The sequence below is a fragment of the Desulfurobacterium crinifex genome (assembly GCF_054656775.1).
Genome location: NZ_BAAHXO010000004.1, coordinates 1,064,175 through 1,080,990, shown reverse-complemented (window position 1 = coordinate 1,080,990; position 16,816 = coordinate 1,064,175). Strand labels below are relative to the sequence as shown.

Below are 16,816 nucleotides of genomic sequence, written 5' to 3'. Positions count from 1 at the left end.
TCCACCCCTAAGTCAGCCAGATGATTATCATAACGATTAAAGTTCCAGCAACAAGAAAAGCGACATAAGTGTTTACAACACCTGTTTGAGTGATTCTCAAGATTTCTCCAGACCACTTGGTAAGCAAAGCAACTCCGTTGACAATTCCATCAATAACGTATCTATCGATAAAGTTCAAAAAGCTACCAAGTCCAAAACCTGTTCCTCTAACAAAGAGGAAGTTGTAGATCTCGTCAAAGTAGTACTTCTTGTAAACAAGTGTATAAATTGGTCCAAAGATGGAAGCAATCTTTTCAGGTGAAATTTTCTTCCAGAGATAGATATATGCAGCAATGAAGAGACCTCCTACTGAGAGAAGAACCGTTAAAGCGACAAGAGCGAGCTCAACTCCATGGGAAATTTCCTCAACATGGTTTGGAATTGACGTTGACAGGAAATGCTCAAACCAACCTTCAAGGAATCCTGCAAAAACAGATGGAATTGCAAGTCCAATCAGAGGAACAGTCATAACCCATGGAGATTCATGAAGATGTTTCCTTGTCTTCTCGTCAAACCTTTCTTCTCCAAAGAAGACAAGGAACATGAGTCTTCCCATGTAAAGAGCCGTCAGAAATGCTCCAGCAGTAAGGAAGAACCAGAAAATATGGTGTTCATTTGCAAACGTTGCACCAATGATTTTGTCTTTACTGAAAAATCCAGCTAAAGGTGGAATTCCAACAAGAGCTAAGGTGGCAATTACAAAAGTAATTGCAGTAACTTTCATATACCTGTAAAGCCCTCCCATTTTCCTTACGTCCTGCTCTCCTCCCATTGCATGGATTACACTACCAGAACCAAGGAAAAGTAAAGCTTTGAAGAAAGCATGGGTAAAAAGATGAAACATTGCGTATATGTAAGCACCAACCCCAAGGGCTGCAAACATGTATCCAAGTTGTGAGAGGGTTGAGTAAGCAAGAATCCTTTTTATATCAAACTGCGTAAGTCCAATCGTTGCAGCTCCAAAGGCAGTTATAACGCCAATAACCCCAACAACTGGAAGTATGTAACCCCCATCGTAGATCGGCGCACATCTTGCAACCATGAAGACTCCAGCAGCAACCATCGTTGCAGCATGGATGAGGGCTGAAATCGGAGTTGGACCTTCCATTGCATCTGGAAGCCATGTATGGAGTGGAAACTGGGCAGATTTACCAACTGCACCACCAAGCAGGAGAAGACCGATTAGAGATAAAACACCCGCTGAAACTGTATTGACGTTTGAGAATACCTGGTGAAAGTCAAGAGTTTCGAAAGTCCAGAATACTGCAATAACTCCAAGAATAAAGAGAAAATCTCCAACCCTGTTCATCAGGAAAGCCTTTATTGCTGCATCAGCAGCACTCTTCTTCTTATACCAGAATCCAATTAAGAGGTAGGAAGAAAGTCCAACAGCTTCCCACCCAAAGAAAAGTTGAAGGAAGTTTGGCGAAAGAACGAGAACAAGCATTGAGAAGGTAAAAAGTCCAAGGTAGGCAAAGAACCTGTCGTATCCAGGATCATCATGCATATAGCCAACAGAGTAGAGATGAACGAAGAAAGAAACAGTAGTTACAACAACTAACATTATTGCAGTTAAGGAGTCAACGTATCCACCAAAGCTTGCAGAAAGTCCTCCTGAAATCACCCAGTTGAACCAGTTTTCCTGAATGACCTCTCCATGAAGAATCTTAAAGAGCAGGTAGTAGGAAATCAGAAGAGATATTCCAACAGCCGTTACTCCTATATAGTCCGACTTCCTGACAAACCATCCTACTTTAAACATTGAACCAAGTATCCCGCTAAGGAGAAAAGAGAAAAGCGGGAACAGAACTAAAAGTAGCGTTATCTCCATACCTACCACCTCAGCCTTGAGAAGTCTTCAGTGTTAACACTTCCTGTTAGCCTATAGAGTGCGACAACTATCGCAAGTCCAACTGCAGCCTCAGCAGCAGCAACCGCAAGGACAAAAAAGACAAAGACCTCTCCAAAGAGATTTTGGTGGAGTTTTGAAAACCCAACCAAGAGAACGTTTGCACTGTTTAGAATAAGCTCTAAGGAGAAGAAGAGCGATATAACATTCCTTCTTGCTAAAATTCCAAAAATCCCTATTCCAAAGAGCAGAGCACTCAGTATAAAGAAGTCAATCGGAGACATTAGCTATCCCTCCTACCAATTGCAACTGCACCGATCGTTGCGATAAGAAGCAGAACTGAAACGATCTCAAAGGGAAGAAGAAACTTGTAAAAGAGAGGTATTGCTATTTCCGTAGCTCCTGAAATCTGAGGTTCAACTTCTCCACCAACTGTAAATCCACCGGCTATTAGAAGTACCATAACTGCAAACGACAGAAAGCCACCGACAGCAATAGAACCAGCTCTGAAAGGATCTTCTTTCATCTTCTTCAAATCCATGGTCATGAGAGCAAAGAGGTAAAGAACCACTATGGCTCCACCGTAAACAATCACCTGAACAATCCCAACAAACTCAGCTCCTGCTGTGAAGTAGACGGCTCCAAGAGCTACAAAAGAACCGAGAAGAGCAATACCACCTCTTATAATGTTTTTAGCAGTTACAGCAACTACTGCAAAAGCAACAGATAAACCTGCAAATAGGTAGAAGAATACTTCGTTCATTCCTTATTCTCCCTCTCCCACTTCTGGTAGTACTTTCCGAGCTCCATAAGGTCATCTTTGCGAAGTATGAGTTTATCAATGGAGTATTTTGAAAATTCATAGATGTCGGTCATAACTATTGCATCCCTTGGACATGCCTCAACACAAAGACCACAGAAAAGACACCTTGTAAGGTCAACTGTAAAGTCAAGTAGAACTTTTTCTCCATTCTCTCCTTCTGTCATTTCCATATCTATAACGTTGCTTGGACACATCGTTGCACAGAGGTAACAGGCTTCGCATCTGTAAGAGCCGTCGGGATTGAGCTTTAGAGCGTGAATACCTCTAAACCTTTTTCTGGGTTCTTCCTTCTCAAAGGGATAGTGAACTGTTACTGTAGGTTTAAACATCGTCTTTAAGGTTATCCTCATCCCCTTGAGAAGGTCAGAAAAGGTAGCCTTCTTTAAAATCCCAGCCATCAAGACGCTCCTTCGATTTCTAACTCAAGAAAAACCCTTCCAGTGCTGCTATAAAGACGTTAACTATCGCAACGGGTAGCATTATCTTCCACATAATTGAGAGCATCTGGTCAAATCTGTACCTTGGGAAAGTAGCTCTCAGCCAGAATGTCAGAAAAATGAAAAATCCAGCTTTCAGAAGGTGATAGACAACTCCAAGAACAGGAAACTTATCAACAAACGGACCACTCCAACCACCGAAGAAGAGAAGAGTAATAACCAACGAAAGAACTATTATGTTTATGTACTCACCAAAGAAGAAAGCTGCAAATCTCATTCCAGAGTACTCTGTGTGGAATCCTCCTACCAGCTCACTCTCCCCCTCTGGAAGGTCAAAGGGTGGTCTTCCAATCTCTGCAATCATCATTATGAGAAAGATAACAAAGGCTACAGGCTGATAGAAAATTCCCCAGCCGTGTTCCTGCTGCCACTTTACAATCTCTGTAAAATCAAAAGAGCCCATGAGTATTACAACAGCCATTATGGCAAAGCCCATCGGAAGCTCAAATCCTAAAACCTGAGCTGCAGCCCTCATTCCAGCAAGAAAGGAGTATTTATCGTTCGATGAATAACCTGCAAGTATGAGAGCATATATAGAAATTGCACTCATTGCCATTACAAATAGGAGGGCTGACTTCATTTCAACCGCATGGATAAAGCCGATCGGAACAACCGATGCAGCAAGGAGCGCAGCAAAAACGCTAAAAGAAGGGGCAAAGATGAAGAGGAGTCTATCTGAACCCTTTGGAATTATGTCCTCTTTGAATATCAGCTTTATAGCATCAGCAAGAGGCTGAAGTATTCCATGGAATCCAACAACCATCGGACCGGGACGCTGCTGCATGTGTCCAAGCACTTTCCTTTCGAGATATGTTATCGGCGGTACCGCAACGAGCATAAGCCCAACAATGAAGAGTAGGCTCAAGAGGTTATCTATCACTTCTTGGGACCTCCCCAGATAAAGCAGGTGGTATCAACAAATTTTTTGTTCATCTCCTTGAGTCTTTCGGCTATAACCTTAACCATAGCCTCGAGGAGCTTTATTGCGAGCTGAGGGTCTTCCTCCTTTAATTTTTCATAACCTTCCTTTGTAAGAATGAGAGTGTGAGTCTCCTTTGATGCAACACCTTTTGAAGAATGGAGCTTATTGCTGAAAAAAGAGAGTTCTCCAAGTGGAGTTCCGAACTCACTTACTGCGACCTTGACCTCATTTCCAAACGGGTCTGGCCTATAAAGTCCGACTCTTCCCTTTACTATAAAGAAGATCTTGTCTCCAGGATCTCCTTCCTCAAAGAGAACAGTTCCTTTCGGATAGACCTTATAGTCAAGGTACCTTGCTATCTCTTCCAGTTCTTTTTCTGTAAATGTTGCAAACAACGGAAACTCTTTTGCCAGTTCAACTTTTACCATCACTCCTCCGAAAGAATTTTACAGGGCATTCCCGTCAGGTAAGGGAAACTCTCCCTTAAAAGATTTGATATATCCCTTGAAAATCTTTCAATCCTTAATAAAGCTTTTCCTTCAGGAATCGAACTATCCTCAACAACAGGGACAACAAGCTCTCCACCTTCGGTCTTCAGCGTTACCATCTTTCTACCTTTGGCATCTTCAGGGTTGAGGTGGAGCTCTCTTTTACCTGAAACTTTCACAACGTTCTCTGAGTAATAGCTGATAGAGTTCCAGCCTGTTCTGTTTGGAAGAACTGTTAGAGATAGATAGCCTTCTTTTTTCTCTACTTTTGTACTTCCAAGCTCTTTATCGGTTTTAATTTCTTTCCTTTGGAAGCTTGATGTTCCGAACGGAAGTCTTGAAAGTATCTCAAAGAGGGAATATCCCGTATTAAGAGCCGTTTTTAGTTCGAGAATTCCTTCAAGACCCTCTACAGTTCCATTTTTTTCAAGTCCTGTCTCTATTGGAATTATCAAATGGGCTCTTGAAACGTCATGATTGTAGTAAGGCGTAAACAGGACTGTGAATTTTGAAAAATCTATTTCCTCTCCAAAGAAATCTCTATTTGACTCAACATTTACAAGAACGTTTACCTCACCATTAAGCTCGGAAGGTCTTTTCAAATTAAAAAGCTTGGCAACTTTTATAGAATTGGCTTTTGGTGGAATAACAATAATTGAACTTTTTGCTACCATCCTGTCTGCAAGAAAAGCAGTGGTCTTTGAAATCTCCTTAACGTCAGGGTGGAAAAGAGCCATACCTCCAATGACGAAGGCAACCTTCTTGTTTCTGAGAACCTTTGAAACTTTATCTATCTTCTCGTCCTGAGAGGAGTAAGAAGTATCAAAAGTTCCCATGATAAGGTGTTTAAGAGTATCTATGAGTTTTTCCTCGTTAACTATCAGAGATTCAAAGGCAACTGAGTCAAGCTTTGATTTGAAACTTCCAAGTCTTATCAGCCTTCTTCCTCTCTGAACAACAGCAAGCCTCAGGAGAGTTGCTGTTACAGGGTTTATCTTCTCTATAAAATCTCCAACCACGAATATGATTTCAGCGTCGTAGATTGCAGAGAGCTTATCCGTATCAAACCTTCCTGTTACCTCAGCTACACCCTCAAGGGCTTCTTGATAGGGTAAAGCATCTGACGTGACATTTTCAGTTCCAAAGATAGCAGCAAGTCGTGTGAGTTCTTCATTGGTAAGAGAACTTTCAATAAACAGGTTAACTTTCCTGTTTAAGACCTTCTCTCTCAGTATTTCAATGGCTTCATCGATTGAAATTTCCTTTAAATCTTCTCCTTCCCGCAGGAGTGGTTTCTTCAACCTTTTATCTGTATAGACAATATCCCATCCCCACTTCCCTCTTACGCACAAGTATCCTCTGTTGTGACCATCGCTGATACCTATCCTTCCAACAACTCTCTTTATCCTGTCATGGTAGGTATCGATCTCCATCTTACAACCTGTACCGCAAAGGGTGCAGGTTGTCCACGTTCTCGTCATTCTCCATGGACGGTCTTTGTACTTAAAAGCCCTGTCAAGAAGAGAGCCGACTGGACAGACGTCAATACAGCTTCCACAATGTTCACAGCCGCTTTCAAGGAAATCTCCATTAAAAGGTGAAATGTAAGCTTGATAACCTCTTTTGAGGATTCCAAGAACTCTGTTTCCCATGTTCTCACCGCACATCCTTACACAGCGGCGGCAGAGAATACAGCGATCGTTGTCTATTTCAATTAGTGGACCTTTTATGACAATGTCTTTTTCCCTTCTCGGTTCTTTGTATCTTGATTTTTTGGGACCATGCCTGAAACCTGTCATCTGGAGTTCGCACTCTCCAGACTTGTCACAAATTGGACACTCTAAGGTGTGGTTGTTGAGAATCAGCTCAATGACTCCCTTTCTCGCTCTCTTCACTCTTTCTGTGTCTGTTCTTATGACCATATCAGGCATTGCTTTTAATGTGCAGGCAGTTGCAAGTCTTGGAGCTCCCTCAACTTCAACGAGACACACTCTACAGGCACCTTCCGGTCTGAGCTCTTTATGGTGGCAGAAGACAGGAATAACTATCCCGTGGCGCTCAGCCACCTCAAGGACAGTTTCTCCAGGGTAAGCCTCACATTCCTTTCCATCTATGATAACTTTGAATGTCTCCATTTAGCTACTCCTGAAAGGACATCTTCCAAGTCTAATGTGCTCAAGGTATTCATCCCTAAACTTTTTAACAGTTGAAGCAACAGGATTGTGGGCAGCCATTCCAAGACCGCAGAATGAGTTCTCCATAGTTTCTGAAACGGATAGAATAACATCTAAATCCTCTTCTCCAGCCTGACCGTTTTCTATCCTTCTCATTATCCTCACAAGCCAGTCTGTCCCCTCTCTACAGGGAGTACACTTTCCGCAGGATTCGTGTCTGAAAAACTCTATGAGCCTTAAAGCCGCCTTTACAACACAATCTGTTTCATCAAGAACCATGATTGCACCAGAACCGAGCATTGTTCCCGCTCTTGCTAAAGATGGAAAATCCATTGGAACGTCTATTTCATCAGCAGTAAGACAGGAACTTGAAGCTCCTCCTGGAAAGACAAGCTTCAGCTTTCTATCGTTAAGAATCCCTCCAGCGTGCTCGTAGATGATTTCAGAAAGTGGCGTTCCCATTGGGAGCTCATAGACTCCCGGTCTTTTAACCTTTCCGCTAACAGGGAAAAGCTTTGGGCCTGGGCAGTCTGGAGAACCAATAGAAGCATACCATTCACCACCCCTTTCAATTATAAGAGGAACATTTGCAAGGGTTTCAACGTTGTTAACAACTGTCGGCTTCCAGAGGTATCCGGCGTTAACAGGAAATGGTGGTTTTATTCTTGGCTCTCCTCTCCTTCCCTCAAGTGAATCTATAAGAGCTGTTTCTTCACCACAGATGTAGGCTCCAGCACCGCTGTGAACGTAGAGGTCAAAGGAAAAATCGGTTCCAAGAATATTCTCTCCCAAGAATCCTTTATCGTAGCTTTCAGCAATCGCCTGCTCCAGAATCTTTCTACCTATCGGATATTCGCCCCTGATATAGATGTACCCGTATCTGCAGCCAGTTGCGTAAGCTCCGATTAACATTCCTTCGATGAGGGCGTGGGGATCTTTTTCTATAATTATCCTGTCCTTGAAAGTACATGGTTCACCTTCATCGGCATTACAGACCATATACTTAGGCTCTTTCAGGTCTGCTGCTGCAAACTCCCACTTCATTCCAGTAGGGAAACCTGCACCTCCTCTACCTCTCAGACCGCTGTGTTTGACTTCCTCAATAACATCTTCAGGAGTCATCTCTTTGAGGACTTTTCTAAAAGCAGAGTAGCCCCCACTTCTCAGGTAAACTTCTATCGTATGGGAATTTTCCTTATCAATATTTCTAAGAAGGAGTTTTTCCATTATTTCCCCTTCCACCCAAATTTCTTCAGAATCTCTGGTACATTTTCAGGCGTTACGTTTAAAAATCTCTCTTCGTTGACTGTCACAGCAGGAGCTCCATCGCAGAGTCCCATACATTCAAAAGCTTCAACCGTGAAGAGTCCATCCTCCGTTGTCTCTCCCGGTGAGATTCCAAGGAGATCACAAAACTTTTCAAGAATTTCTTCTCCACCCCTCAGCATACAGGAAAGGTTCGTACAGATCCTTATTATGTACTTACCCTTTGGCTTTGTATGGAACATTGCATAGAACTCCGCTGCCTCTTCAACCTCTATAAGCCTGACACCAAGGACATCGGCAATGGTTCTAATTATTTCTGGTGTAATGGCCGAAAAGTTTTTTTCGGCAATCCAGAGGGCAGGAAGTATGTAAGAACCGCTGTATGGATACTTTCCACTATTTTTTAACTTCTCAACTTCTTTCTTGAACTCTTCCAACGTCATCTATCCACTTCTCCCATAAGAGGGTCTAAACTTCCAACTATTGAGATAACATCGGCAACGTAGTGATTTTTAAGGAGCTCCGGCATTATCGCAATGTTTATAAGAGATGGCGGCCTTATCCTTAATCTGTAAGGTTTATCTGAACCATCGCTGACTATGTAGTACCCAAGTTCTCCGCGAGGCCCCTCAACTGCTGCATAGACTTCACCCTCAGGTGGTTTTATTCCATGGATTACAAGTTCAAAGTGCTGAATAAGGCCAACCATTGTGTTATAAACTTCCTTTTTTGGAGGAAGGATTATTGTCGTGTCTTCTATTTGAACAGGACCCTCTGGCATCTTCTCAAGGCACTGCTTTATGATCTTTACAGACTCCCTCATTTCAAACATTCTGACGCGGTAACGGTCGTAAACATCTCCGTTGTGAAAGACTGGCACTTCAAAATCCAGCTTATCGTAAACGCAGTATGGGTAGTACTTCCTGACGTCGTAGTCACATCCTGCAGCTCTCAAAGTAGGTCCTGTTATTCCCCAGTTTATTGCTGTCTCTTTATCTATTACACCTACACCAATAGTTCTTGACTTCCAGATTCTGTTCTCGGTTAGCAGCGTTTCGTACTCGTCAATCTTTGAAGGGAAGAACTCCAGAAAATCATTCAACTCATCTAAAAATTTCTCCGTAGTGTCGTAGGCAACTCCACCAATCCTCATATAGCCTGTGTGAAGTCTCCCACCTGCAATCTCCTCAAAGAGATCCAGTATTTTCTCCCTTTCTCTAAATGCGTACAGGAACACGCTCATTGCCCCAAGCTCAAGAGCATGGGTTCCAAGCCAGATGAGGTGGGAGGAGATACGGGTTAGCTCTGCCATTATGACTCGGAGATACTGAGCTCTCTCAGGTATTTTGTCTTCTATTTCAAGGAGCTTCTCAAGTGCAAGAACAAAACCCAGCTCGTTTGAGTTCGAAGAAACGTAGTCAACCCTGTCAAATACTGGCAAAATCTGCATGTACTTCCTGTGTTCAGCAAGCTTCTCAACACCTCTGTGAACGTAACCAATTACTGCATCGGCTCCAATAATCTTTTCACCTTTAAGCTCAAGAATAAGCCTCAGAACACCATGAGTTGACGGGTGCTGAGGCCCCATATTTAAAATCAGATCAGCTTTCTCTGCCATTCTCTACTCCCAGTCCCACACTTCACACGGTTCTTCGTAACCTTCAAGTGGAAAATCCTTTCTGAGAGGGAAATAGGGATATCTTTGAGGAAGTAGAAGCTTTCTCAATTCCCTCCCTGTAAACTTCACTCCAAACATCTCGTAGGTTTCTCTCTCCGTCCATTCGGCAGTCTTCCAGATATCAATAACAGATGGAATTTCTTCGTTTTCAGCCCAGCATTTGACTCTCAGGTTGTGCCTTTTTGTCAGAGATCTCAACTGATAAACAACCTGAATCCTTGGAGTGTGCTCTGGATAATCAACAGCGGTAACGTCAACGAGCATATCCATCTCAAAATCTGGAGAATCTTTTAGGAACTTCATAAATTCCAGGAGAATATCCTTTTTAACAGTTATACTTACTTCCCCTCTAAACTCTTCAACTTTCTTTATTCCATCTCCAAATCTTTCTTTTAGTTTTTCAACCAACTCTTTGGTTATGTACTGCATTCTTCACCACCAACGATTATTGGCTTGTCTCTCTTAATCTTCTCCTGAAGCATTATGAGAGATTCATAGAAAGCTTCTGGTTTAGGTGCACATCCAGGAACGTAGACATCAACAGGAACAATGCAGTCAAGACCTCTAAGGGTTGAATAGGTCTGAAAAATGTTACCGCTGATTGCACAGCTTCCAATGGCAATTGCCCACTTGGGGTCTGGCATCTGATCCCAGAGCCTCTTAATTATCGGAGCCATTTTCCTGCTTATTGTTCCACACATTATCAAAAGGTCACACTGCCTCGGGGTATTCCTGAATATCACCCCGAACCTGTCAAAGTCATAACGGGAAGCAGCTGCTGCCATCATCTCAATTCCGCAGCAGGCCGTGGCAAAGGCCAAAGGCCAGAGAGCCCCCTTTCTACCCCAGTTAATAAGGTCGTTCAATTTTGCGAGGAATACGCCGTTCTTTATTCCCATTTAAGTGCTCCCTTTGCAATGGCGTACAAGAACCCAATAAGGAGGATCACAATGAAGATAAAGGCTTCAACCAACCCTAAGATCCCGAGATCCTTAAATGCAACCGCCCATGGAAAAAGAAAGACGGTTTCAAGATCAAAGAGAAGGAAAACTAAAGCAACAATGTAGAAAAACGCAAAATAATGCCTATTCAGAGGATAAATTTTTGGAATTCCACACTCATAAGGTTCATACTTTTCTTTAACACTGCGATCGATCTTTACAATCTTATTTGTGATCAGATTGATGTTTGGAACCAAAACAGCAACTGCCAGCGCTATCAGGAAAAAAAGAAAAAGAACCAGATAGCTTTCCAATTCTCTTCTCCTTATTCTGTAATATTAAGTAATTCGCATAGATATTGTAACAAATTTTTAACATTTGAAAAGGGCTGGATCCTCAATCTCCATATACTGGCACCTACCCATCTTATAGAGATCGTTTCCATAAATATCGTTTACAACAAAGGCTGGAAAGTCCTCAACAACCAGTCTTCTTACCGCTTCAGGACCTAAATCCTCATAGGCTATCACTTCAGCAGATTTCACACATCTTGCTAAATATGCTGCTGCTCCCCCTACAGCTCCAAAGTAAACGCCCTTGTACTTTTTGATAGCTTCAATTACTTCTTGATTTCTTGAACCCTTACCTATCATCCCTTTAAGCCCAGCTTCTAAAAGCCTTGGAGCATACGGATCCATCCTGTAGCTGGTAGTTGGACCAACAGAACCAATAGGCCTTCCAGGTCTTGCTGGAGCTGGACCAGCATAGTAGATGATCTGTCCTTTAAGGTCAAATGGTAATTCCTCTCCCTTCTCAAGGGCTTCAACTATCCTCTTATGGGCTGCATCCCTTGCCGTGTAGATGACACCGGAGATGAGAACAAAATCCCCAGCTTTTAAGTTTTCTATGACCGAATCATCTAAGATGGGGGTGGTAATTCTTATTGCAGACATGCCAAAACCTCCTTTTTGTGAAGATACCATAGTATAGCAAAAGGGATTAGAATTCCCTGAAATTTTTAGGGAGAAATGATGAGAGAGAACTTTCTCCTGTTTGTAGCTGCCGTTACTACTTTAATCCTTCCTCTGTTTATTGTTAAGAAACAACTGTCCGTAGAAAAGATTTTTCCCCAAAAGCCTGAAGCAAAGAGAGAGATTAAAGTAAAAAGAGAAGAGATAATTAACTTTATTCTCTACATTGAAAATCCCGATATCAAAGAAATAGTATCTGCAAACTGCAACAAAGTTGTTCCCATTGTCTACTCCCATGTCATGTCTCTTGAAAGACTTCCTGTAAAGAAAAGGAAGAAAAAGTTCATAGATGTGCTACTTCCTGAAATTTTGATTGCAAACGAAAAGGTTCTAAAAGAAAGAGAATTCCTGCTAAGGGTTTTAAGAAAACAGGAGATATCAGAGGGAGAAAAAACAGAAATTGAAAGATTGAAAAAGAAATACAGAACAGATGACCTTAAAGAACTTCTCAGAAGGATCAACACTGTTCCAGTAAGTTTAGTCCTTGCTCAGGGTGCCATCGAAAGTGGATGGGGAACTTCAAGATTCTTCATTGAAGGAAACAATGTATTTGGAATGTATGTATTTCGTCCAACAAACAAAAAGTTAAAAGCGAAAAATAACGATGTTTACCTGAAAGTTTACGATGATATCCTACAGTCCGTGGAAGATTACATATACAACCTAAATGTCGGATGGGCTTACGAAGAATTCAGAAAAGCAAGAGAAAAAGGTGCCAATACAGATTCACTTATCCGGGCTTTAATATACTATTCAACAGAAAGGGATAACTACGTGAGGTTGTTAGAAAATGTCATTGAAAAAAATCATCTTACTCTTTACGATAGCTGTTCTCTTTACATTCCCGGCAAGAGGTGATTACGCTACTGTCTTTATCTATCACCGATTTGGCGATAACAAATACCCCACAACCTCTGTTTCGATGGAAGACTTTGAAAAGCAGATGGAATTTCTAAAGAAAAACAACTACAACGTGATTTCCCTTGACGAACTCTGGCAAATGGTTAGATCTGGCAGAAAAATCCCCCCAAAGACTGTAGTCATCACCGTTGACGATGGTTACAAAACAACAATGAAAGCTTTTAAGGTTCTGAAAAAATACAACTTTCCCTTTACCGTTTTTCTTTACATGGATGCTATAGGAAGGTATCCAGATTTCCTAACTTTAGAACAGATTGAGGAGCTCAAAAAGTATGGAAGAGTAACCTTTGGGAATCATCTGTACAACCACCCTGACCTTGCAAAGTACAGGGCTTCTCTAAAAGAAGAAGAATACATTGAGTTCTTGAAAAGGGAATTAGAACTCTCAGAGAAAAGATTTAAAGAACTTTTCGGAAAGAAACCTGAATTCTTTGCCTTCCCTTATGGTAGCTATGACAGATTAAGCGTAAAGTTCCTTGAGAGGAGAGGATACAAACTCCTTATGACTCAGGATAGAGGAACCTACAACGGTAAAAGTAGTTTAGTTCCAAGAATGGCAACTGTGGGAAGTCTTTCGAGCCCCAAAGCTTTCTATCGGGCTTTGGAAATTGAACCACTCCCTATTAAAAGCTATTCTCCGATTTACGGTCTTCTGGAAGAAAATCCTGCAAAGATTTCCTTTGAACTTGAAAATGGAGAAAACTACAAAAATTGTTCGATTTACATTTCTGAATACGGCTGGTTGAAAACAAAAAGAACTGGAAACGGAATAGAAACTAAGGAAGAAATTGAATTTCACAGGTTCAAGAATAGGGTAGGTATAAAGTGTGTCAATAAGAGGACAAACAGAAGGGCTGAGTTCTTTTATCTGGTTATAAATGGCTCCCCAAAGGGAGCCACTCGTTAAGAGAGAATTTCGTCGATAGTAATAACTTCTCCAACTTTTCCAGCAATCCCTGGACCAGGTTTGAGAGTTTTCTTACCAGGTCTCCAGTTGGCTGGACAAGCTTCATCTGGATGCTCGTAAACGTACTTCCATGCATCAAGTTGTCTGAGGAGCTCATTGACATTCCTTCCAACAGGCGGATTGAGAACCTCTTCAGCTACGATAATTCCATCTGGATTAATAATGAATCTACCTCTCCTTGCAAGTCCAGCTTCTTCAATGTAAACGCCGTACTTTCTTGCAGTCTCGCCTGTTGGATCTGCACCAAGAAGGAACTTAACGTCCTTCATAAGAGGTTCAACTTTGCAGAAAATCTGATGGCTGAAGACTGTGTCTGTTGAAATAGCAATTACATCAGCTCCTCTTGCCTTGATTTCTTCGTACTTAGCTGCGACCGCAGCCAACTCTGTTGGTCAGACGAACGTAAAATCTGCAGGATAAAAACAGACTACAAGGAACTTTCCTTCGTTGTTTGGAACGTAGTCAGAGAGCTTTACAGTTGTGTAGGTATCTGTGTTTGGATCGTAGGCTTGGAGTTCAAACTCGGGCGCCTTTTGTCCCACAAGAGCCATCTTTCCCTCCTGAAAACTTTTCTCAATTTTAAATTAAGTTCATCTATGGATAAATCAACTATTATGGAAATAGACTATACCTATAGTTCCAGAAACTGTTAAACTCACTTAAGCAGGATGATAGAACGGGAGTAGAACCATGTTTAAGGCTTACAGGATTACAGTAAAGAGACCCCAGCCCCTAATTGATCTTGTTTCACAGTTTACAGACAGCAGGAAAAAAGCGAAAAAAGTGATAGATGAGGCTTTGTGTTCTGTAAATGGGATTAAAGAACCTTTCTACAAAAAACAACTAAAACCTGGAAGTACTGTAAGGTTTACCATTCCAGACCTTCTTTTCAAGAGGCCAGAGATAGAAACCCTGTTTGAAGACGAATACCTGCTGGTTGTAAACAAGCCTCCATTTATAAACAGTAACAGAAATGCTCCGGACATTGAAACGATTCTGAGAAAGAGATTTAAAAACGCCTGGGCAGTTCACAGGCTGGACAAACAGACAACGGGAGCTCTTATCGTTGCAAAATCAAAGGAGGTTTTTGAGCTCTTTATAGAAAATTTCAGGAGACGTGAGATAAAGAAAAGCTACTTGGTTCTTACAGCTGGAAATTTGAGGAAAAAATCGGGAAAAATAACTATCCCAATTGATGGAAAAGAAGCCATATCGATCTACAGAGTTGTTAAACAAACAGGAAAGACAGATCTTCTGGATGTTGAGATTCCAACAGGCAGGAAGCATCAGATTCGAAGGCACTTTGCTTTTTTAAGCCATCCAGTAGTTGGAGAATTTATCTACTGGAAAAGGAAATTTCCTGAAGAGATTCATCTCTTCGCACCGAGAATAATGCTCCATGCGGAAAAACTGGTATTCAAGCATCCTGTCAAAGGAAAGAAAATAGAAATCAAAGCTCCATTATTTGAGGACTTTAAAAACTACATTGAAATTCTGGAGGGTAAGAAACCCCTCCAGATATTAACGCTCTAAGAATATACTTAAATCAATGTCAAGGCCACAATTCTTGAGCTTTCTGAGAGCTTTTGATTCTATTTGCCTTATCCTTTCCCTTGTAACCTTAAGTTCTTTTCCAACCTGCTCTAAGGTATGTTCTGGATAACCATCAAGTCCAAAACGAAGCTTTAAAACAAGGGCTTCTCTCTCGTTGAGCTGCGAGAGCAACTGGGAAACCTTCTCTTGAAGATCTCTTTTGATCACTTCATGCTCAGGAATTGGACTCTTAGAATCCTCTATGAAGTTTCCAAGAGTGCTGTCCTCATCATCTCCTATTGGTGTTTCAAGGGAAACAGGCTCCTGGGCAAGCTGCATTATTGAGCGAACCTTCGAAGCAGGCATTCTGAGTCTCTCTGCAATCTCTTCTGGCTTAGGTTCTCTTCCCATTTCAAGAAACATTTGCCTTGAGGTCTTGATTACCTTATTGATGGTCTCAATCATGTGAACGGGAATTCTGATAGTCCTTGCCTGATCTGCAATTGCCCTTGTGATTGCCTGCCTAATCCACCAGGTAGCATAAGTGCTGAACTTATATCCTCTTCTATACTCAAATTTATCAACAGCTTTCATAAGGCCTATGTTCCCTTCCTGAATCAGGTCAAGGAAGTGAAGTCCCCTGTTTATGTACTTTTTAGCAATACTTACAACAAGCCTGAGGTTTGAACGAACCAAAATCTGCTTTGCTTCTTGAGAGTCTTTTTTGTAGAAGTAGATCTTTTCCGCCAGTTTGTAGAAAGTGTTCCTTGGCATTTGAAGGGAATCAACAACTTGCTTGTAGGTCTCTTTAGTATCAAGGTATTTTTTGACCATTTTCTTTATTTCTCTTGTTGTGTACTTTGAAGCATCGATCTTTTCTCTTATTTCGTCATCGTCCAGTTTCTGACAGATTTCCTCTATTGAAATACCGAGGAAAGAAAGCTTTCCACTCAACTTCTGAAGGCTTCTTTCGCTCTTTTTGAGAATCTTGTACTTACGATAAATATCATCTGCCATGAGTTCATAAATAGAGTAGGAAAGGGGAAGCTGTCTCAAGAGTGAATTTATCTTAGCCCATACCTTCAAATACTCTCTCTTCAACTGTGCATTTTTTTTGTTTCTCTGATACTGCTTCTGGAGTTTCTCAAACTGAGGAAGTAATTCCTTGATTTCATCCACTATTGCAAAGAACTTCTTCTTTCTCTGAGCTTCTCCTCCCTCTGCAAAGTCATCGGGAGAACGCATAATATCTCTTACCTTTACCTCTCCATTTTTGATTTTTTCTTCCATTTCCAGAATGTAATCCAGAACAACCCTTGTTTTTAGGAGATACCTTAAAAGAGCCTTTCTTCCAAGTTCTACCCTCTTTGCGAGAGCTATCTCCTCGTGCCTTTTGAGTAGAGATATACCGCTCATCTCCCGCAAGTACAGTCTTATAGGATCATCAGATCGGGGCATAGTATCAGGAGCAATGGTGATCTGGAGCTTGGAAAGATCTACGTGGTCTTCACCCTCTTTTGGTATAATGTGGATATCGAACTCGTCAAGTTGGGTTATAAGCTCTTCAATGAGCTCCGGTGTGAGTACCTCTTCGTCGAGGTGCTCCATTAGCTCATCAAATGTGATGTAACCTTTGTCCCTTCCTAAGGCAATTATCTCTTCAAAGTTAGGCCTTTCCAAGGCTTCC

The 16,816-nt window shown here is 41.6% G+C and carries 19 protein-coding genes; 3 read left to right on the top strand and 16 right to left on the bottom strand.

Going from position 1 to position 16,816, the window contains the following annotated elements:
• Nucleotides 1-7: 7 nt before the first annotated feature.
• Genes nuoL through ACYQ3A_RS07605 form a run of 14 tightly spaced genes read right to left on the bottom strand, consistent with a single transcriptional unit; the run spans nucleotide 8 to nucleotide 11,630 of the window.
• Nucleotides 8-1,870 carry an NADH-quinone oxidoreductase subunit L gene (nuoL, locus tag ACYQ3A_RS07670; RefSeq protein WP_459896635.1) on the bottom strand — a complete coding sequence of 621 codons (1,863 nt, stop codon included), beginning with the start codon at nucleotides 1,868-1,870 and terminating at the stop codon, nucleotides 8-10.
• Nucleotides 1,871-1,872: 2 nt separating this feature from the next.
• On the bottom strand, nucleotides 1,873-2,172 hold the full coding sequence (gene nuoK / locus ACYQ3A_RS07665; RefSeq protein WP_459896634.1) for an NADH-quinone oxidoreductase subunit NuoK: 300 nt from the start codon (nucleotides 2,170-2,172) through the stop codon (nucleotides 1,873-1,875).
• On the bottom strand, nucleotides 2,172-2,651 hold the full coding sequence (locus tag ACYQ3A_RS07660) for an NADH-quinone oxidoreductase subunit J family protein (protein WP_459896633.1): 480 nt from the start codon (nucleotides 2,649-2,651) through the stop codon (nucleotides 2,172-2,174). The genes nuoK and ACYQ3A_RS07660 overlap by 1 nt, the downstream gene beginning before the upstream one ends.
• Nucleotides 2,648-3,109: an NADH-quinone oxidoreductase subunit NuoI gene (nuoI, locus tag ACYQ3A_RS07655; RefSeq protein WP_459896632.1), complete on the bottom strand. Its 462-nt coding sequence runs from the start codon at nucleotides 3,107-3,109 to the stop codon at nucleotides 2,648-2,650. The genes ACYQ3A_RS07660 and nuoI overlap by 4 nt, the downstream gene beginning before the upstream one ends.
• Nucleotides 3,110-3,128: 19 nt before the next feature.
• Complete coding sequence (gene nuoH, locus ACYQ3A_RS07650) at nucleotides 3,129-4,088, bottom strand: NADH-quinone oxidoreductase subunit NuoH (RefSeq protein WP_459896631.1); 960 nt, start codon at nucleotides 4,086-4,088, stop codon at nucleotides 3,129-3,131.
• Complete coding sequence (locus ACYQ3A_RS07645) at nucleotides 4,085-4,558, bottom strand: Crp/Fnr family transcriptional regulator (RefSeq protein WP_459896630.1); 474 nt, start codon at nucleotides 4,556-4,558, stop codon at nucleotides 4,085-4,087. The genes nuoH and ACYQ3A_RS07645 overlap by 4 nt, the downstream gene beginning before the upstream one ends.
• The gene (locus ACYQ3A_RS07640; RefSeq protein WP_459896629.1) at nucleotides 4,558-6,753 is read right to left on the bottom strand and encodes a 2Fe-2S iron-sulfur cluster-binding protein; all 2,196 of its coding nucleotides are present in this window, start codon (nucleotides 6,751-6,753) and stop codon (nucleotides 4,558-4,560) included. Before ACYQ3A_RS07640 ends, ACYQ3A_RS07645 begins: the two co-directional genes overlap by 1 nt.
• Nucleotides 6,754-8,022: an NADH-quinone oxidoreductase subunit NuoF gene (gene nuoF / locus ACYQ3A_RS07635; RefSeq protein WP_459897441.1), complete on the bottom strand. Its 1,269-nt coding sequence runs from the start codon at nucleotides 8,020-8,022 to the stop codon at nucleotides 6,754-6,756.
• On the bottom strand, nucleotides 8,019-8,501 hold the full coding sequence (locus ACYQ3A_RS07630) for an NADH-quinone oxidoreductase subunit NuoE family protein (protein WP_459896628.1): 483 nt from the start codon (nucleotides 8,499-8,501) through the stop codon (nucleotides 8,019-8,021). Before ACYQ3A_RS07630 ends, nuoF begins: the two co-directional genes overlap by 4 nt.
• On the bottom strand, nucleotides 8,498-9,676 hold the full coding sequence (gene nuoD, locus ACYQ3A_RS07625) for an NADH dehydrogenase (quinone) subunit D (RefSeq protein ID WP_459896627.1): 1,179 nt from the start codon (nucleotides 9,674-9,676) through the stop codon (nucleotides 8,498-8,500). Before nuoD ends, ACYQ3A_RS07630 begins: the two co-directional genes overlap by 4 nt.
• Nucleotides 9,677-9,679: 3 nt before the next feature.
• Nucleotides 9,680-10,165 carry an NADH-quinone oxidoreductase subunit C gene (locus ACYQ3A_RS07620; RefSeq protein WP_459896625.1) on the bottom strand — a complete coding sequence of 162 codons (486 nt, stop codon included), beginning with the start codon at nucleotides 10,163-10,165 and terminating at the stop codon, nucleotides 9,680-9,682.
• Nucleotides 10,153-10,635: an NADH-quinone oxidoreductase subunit B gene (locus ACYQ3A_RS07615; RefSeq protein ID WP_459896624.1), complete on the bottom strand. Its 483-nt coding sequence runs from the start codon at nucleotides 10,633-10,635 to the stop codon at nucleotides 10,153-10,155. The genes ACYQ3A_RS07620 and ACYQ3A_RS07615 overlap by 13 nt, the downstream gene beginning before the upstream one ends.
• Nucleotides 10,626-10,991, bottom strand: a complete 366-nt coding sequence (locus ACYQ3A_RS07610; protein ID WP_459896623.1) for an NADH-quinone oxidoreductase subunit A — start codon at nucleotides 10,989-10,991, stop codon at nucleotides 10,626-10,628. Before ACYQ3A_RS07610 ends, ACYQ3A_RS07615 begins: the two co-directional genes overlap by 10 nt.
• A gap of 57 nt (nucleotides 10,992-11,048) precedes the next feature.
• Nucleotides 11,049-11,630: a Fe-S-containing hydro-lyase gene (locus tag ACYQ3A_RS07605; protein ID WP_459896622.1), complete on the bottom strand. Its 582-nt coding sequence runs from the start codon at nucleotides 11,628-11,630 to the stop codon at nucleotides 11,049-11,051.
• Between the two features lie 78 nt (nucleotides 11,631-11,708).
• On the opposite strand from ACYQ3A_RS07605, the gene ACYQ3A_RS07600 reads away from it, so the two are divergent.
• Nucleotides 11,709-12,566 (top strand): glucosaminidase domain-containing protein, encoded by an 858-nt coding sequence (locus ACYQ3A_RS07600; protein WP_459896620.1) that lies wholly within the window; start codon nucleotides 11,709-11,711, stop codon nucleotides 12,564-12,566.
• Nucleotides 12,499-13,536 carry a polysaccharide deacetylase family protein gene (locus ACYQ3A_RS07595; RefSeq protein WP_459896619.1) on the top strand — a complete coding sequence of 346 codons (1,038 nt, stop codon included), beginning with the start codon at nucleotides 12,499-12,501 and terminating at the stop codon, nucleotides 13,534-13,536. The genes ACYQ3A_RS07600 and ACYQ3A_RS07595 overlap by 68 nt, the downstream gene beginning before the upstream one ends.
• Here ACYQ3A_RS07595 and ACYQ3A_RS07590 read toward each other — a convergent pair.
• Nucleotides 13,533-14,147: a peroxiredoxin gene (locus ACYQ3A_RS07590; RefSeq protein WP_459896618.1), complete on the bottom strand. Its 615-nt coding sequence runs from the start codon at nucleotides 14,145-14,147 to the stop codon at nucleotides 13,533-13,535. The genes ACYQ3A_RS07595 and ACYQ3A_RS07590 overlap by 4 nt on opposite strands.
• A 139-nt stretch (nucleotides 14,148-14,286) precedes the next feature.
• On the opposite strand from ACYQ3A_RS07590, the gene ACYQ3A_RS07585 reads away from it, so the two are divergent.
• Nucleotides 14,287-15,129, top strand: a complete 843-nt coding sequence (locus ACYQ3A_RS07585; protein ID WP_459896617.1) for an RluA family pseudouridine synthase — start codon at nucleotides 14,287-14,289, stop codon at nucleotides 15,127-15,129.
• Here the strand turns inward: ACYQ3A_RS07585 and rpoD are convergent.
• Nucleotides 15,118-16,809 carry an RNA polymerase sigma factor RpoD gene (gene rpoD, locus ACYQ3A_RS07580; protein WP_459896616.1) on the bottom strand — a complete coding sequence of 564 codons (1,692 nt, stop codon included), beginning with the start codon at nucleotides 16,807-16,809 and terminating at the stop codon, nucleotides 15,118-15,120. The two genes, ACYQ3A_RS07585 and rpoD, sit on opposite strands and share 12 nt — an antisense overlap.
• Nucleotides 16,810-16,816 lie beyond the last annotated feature (7 nt).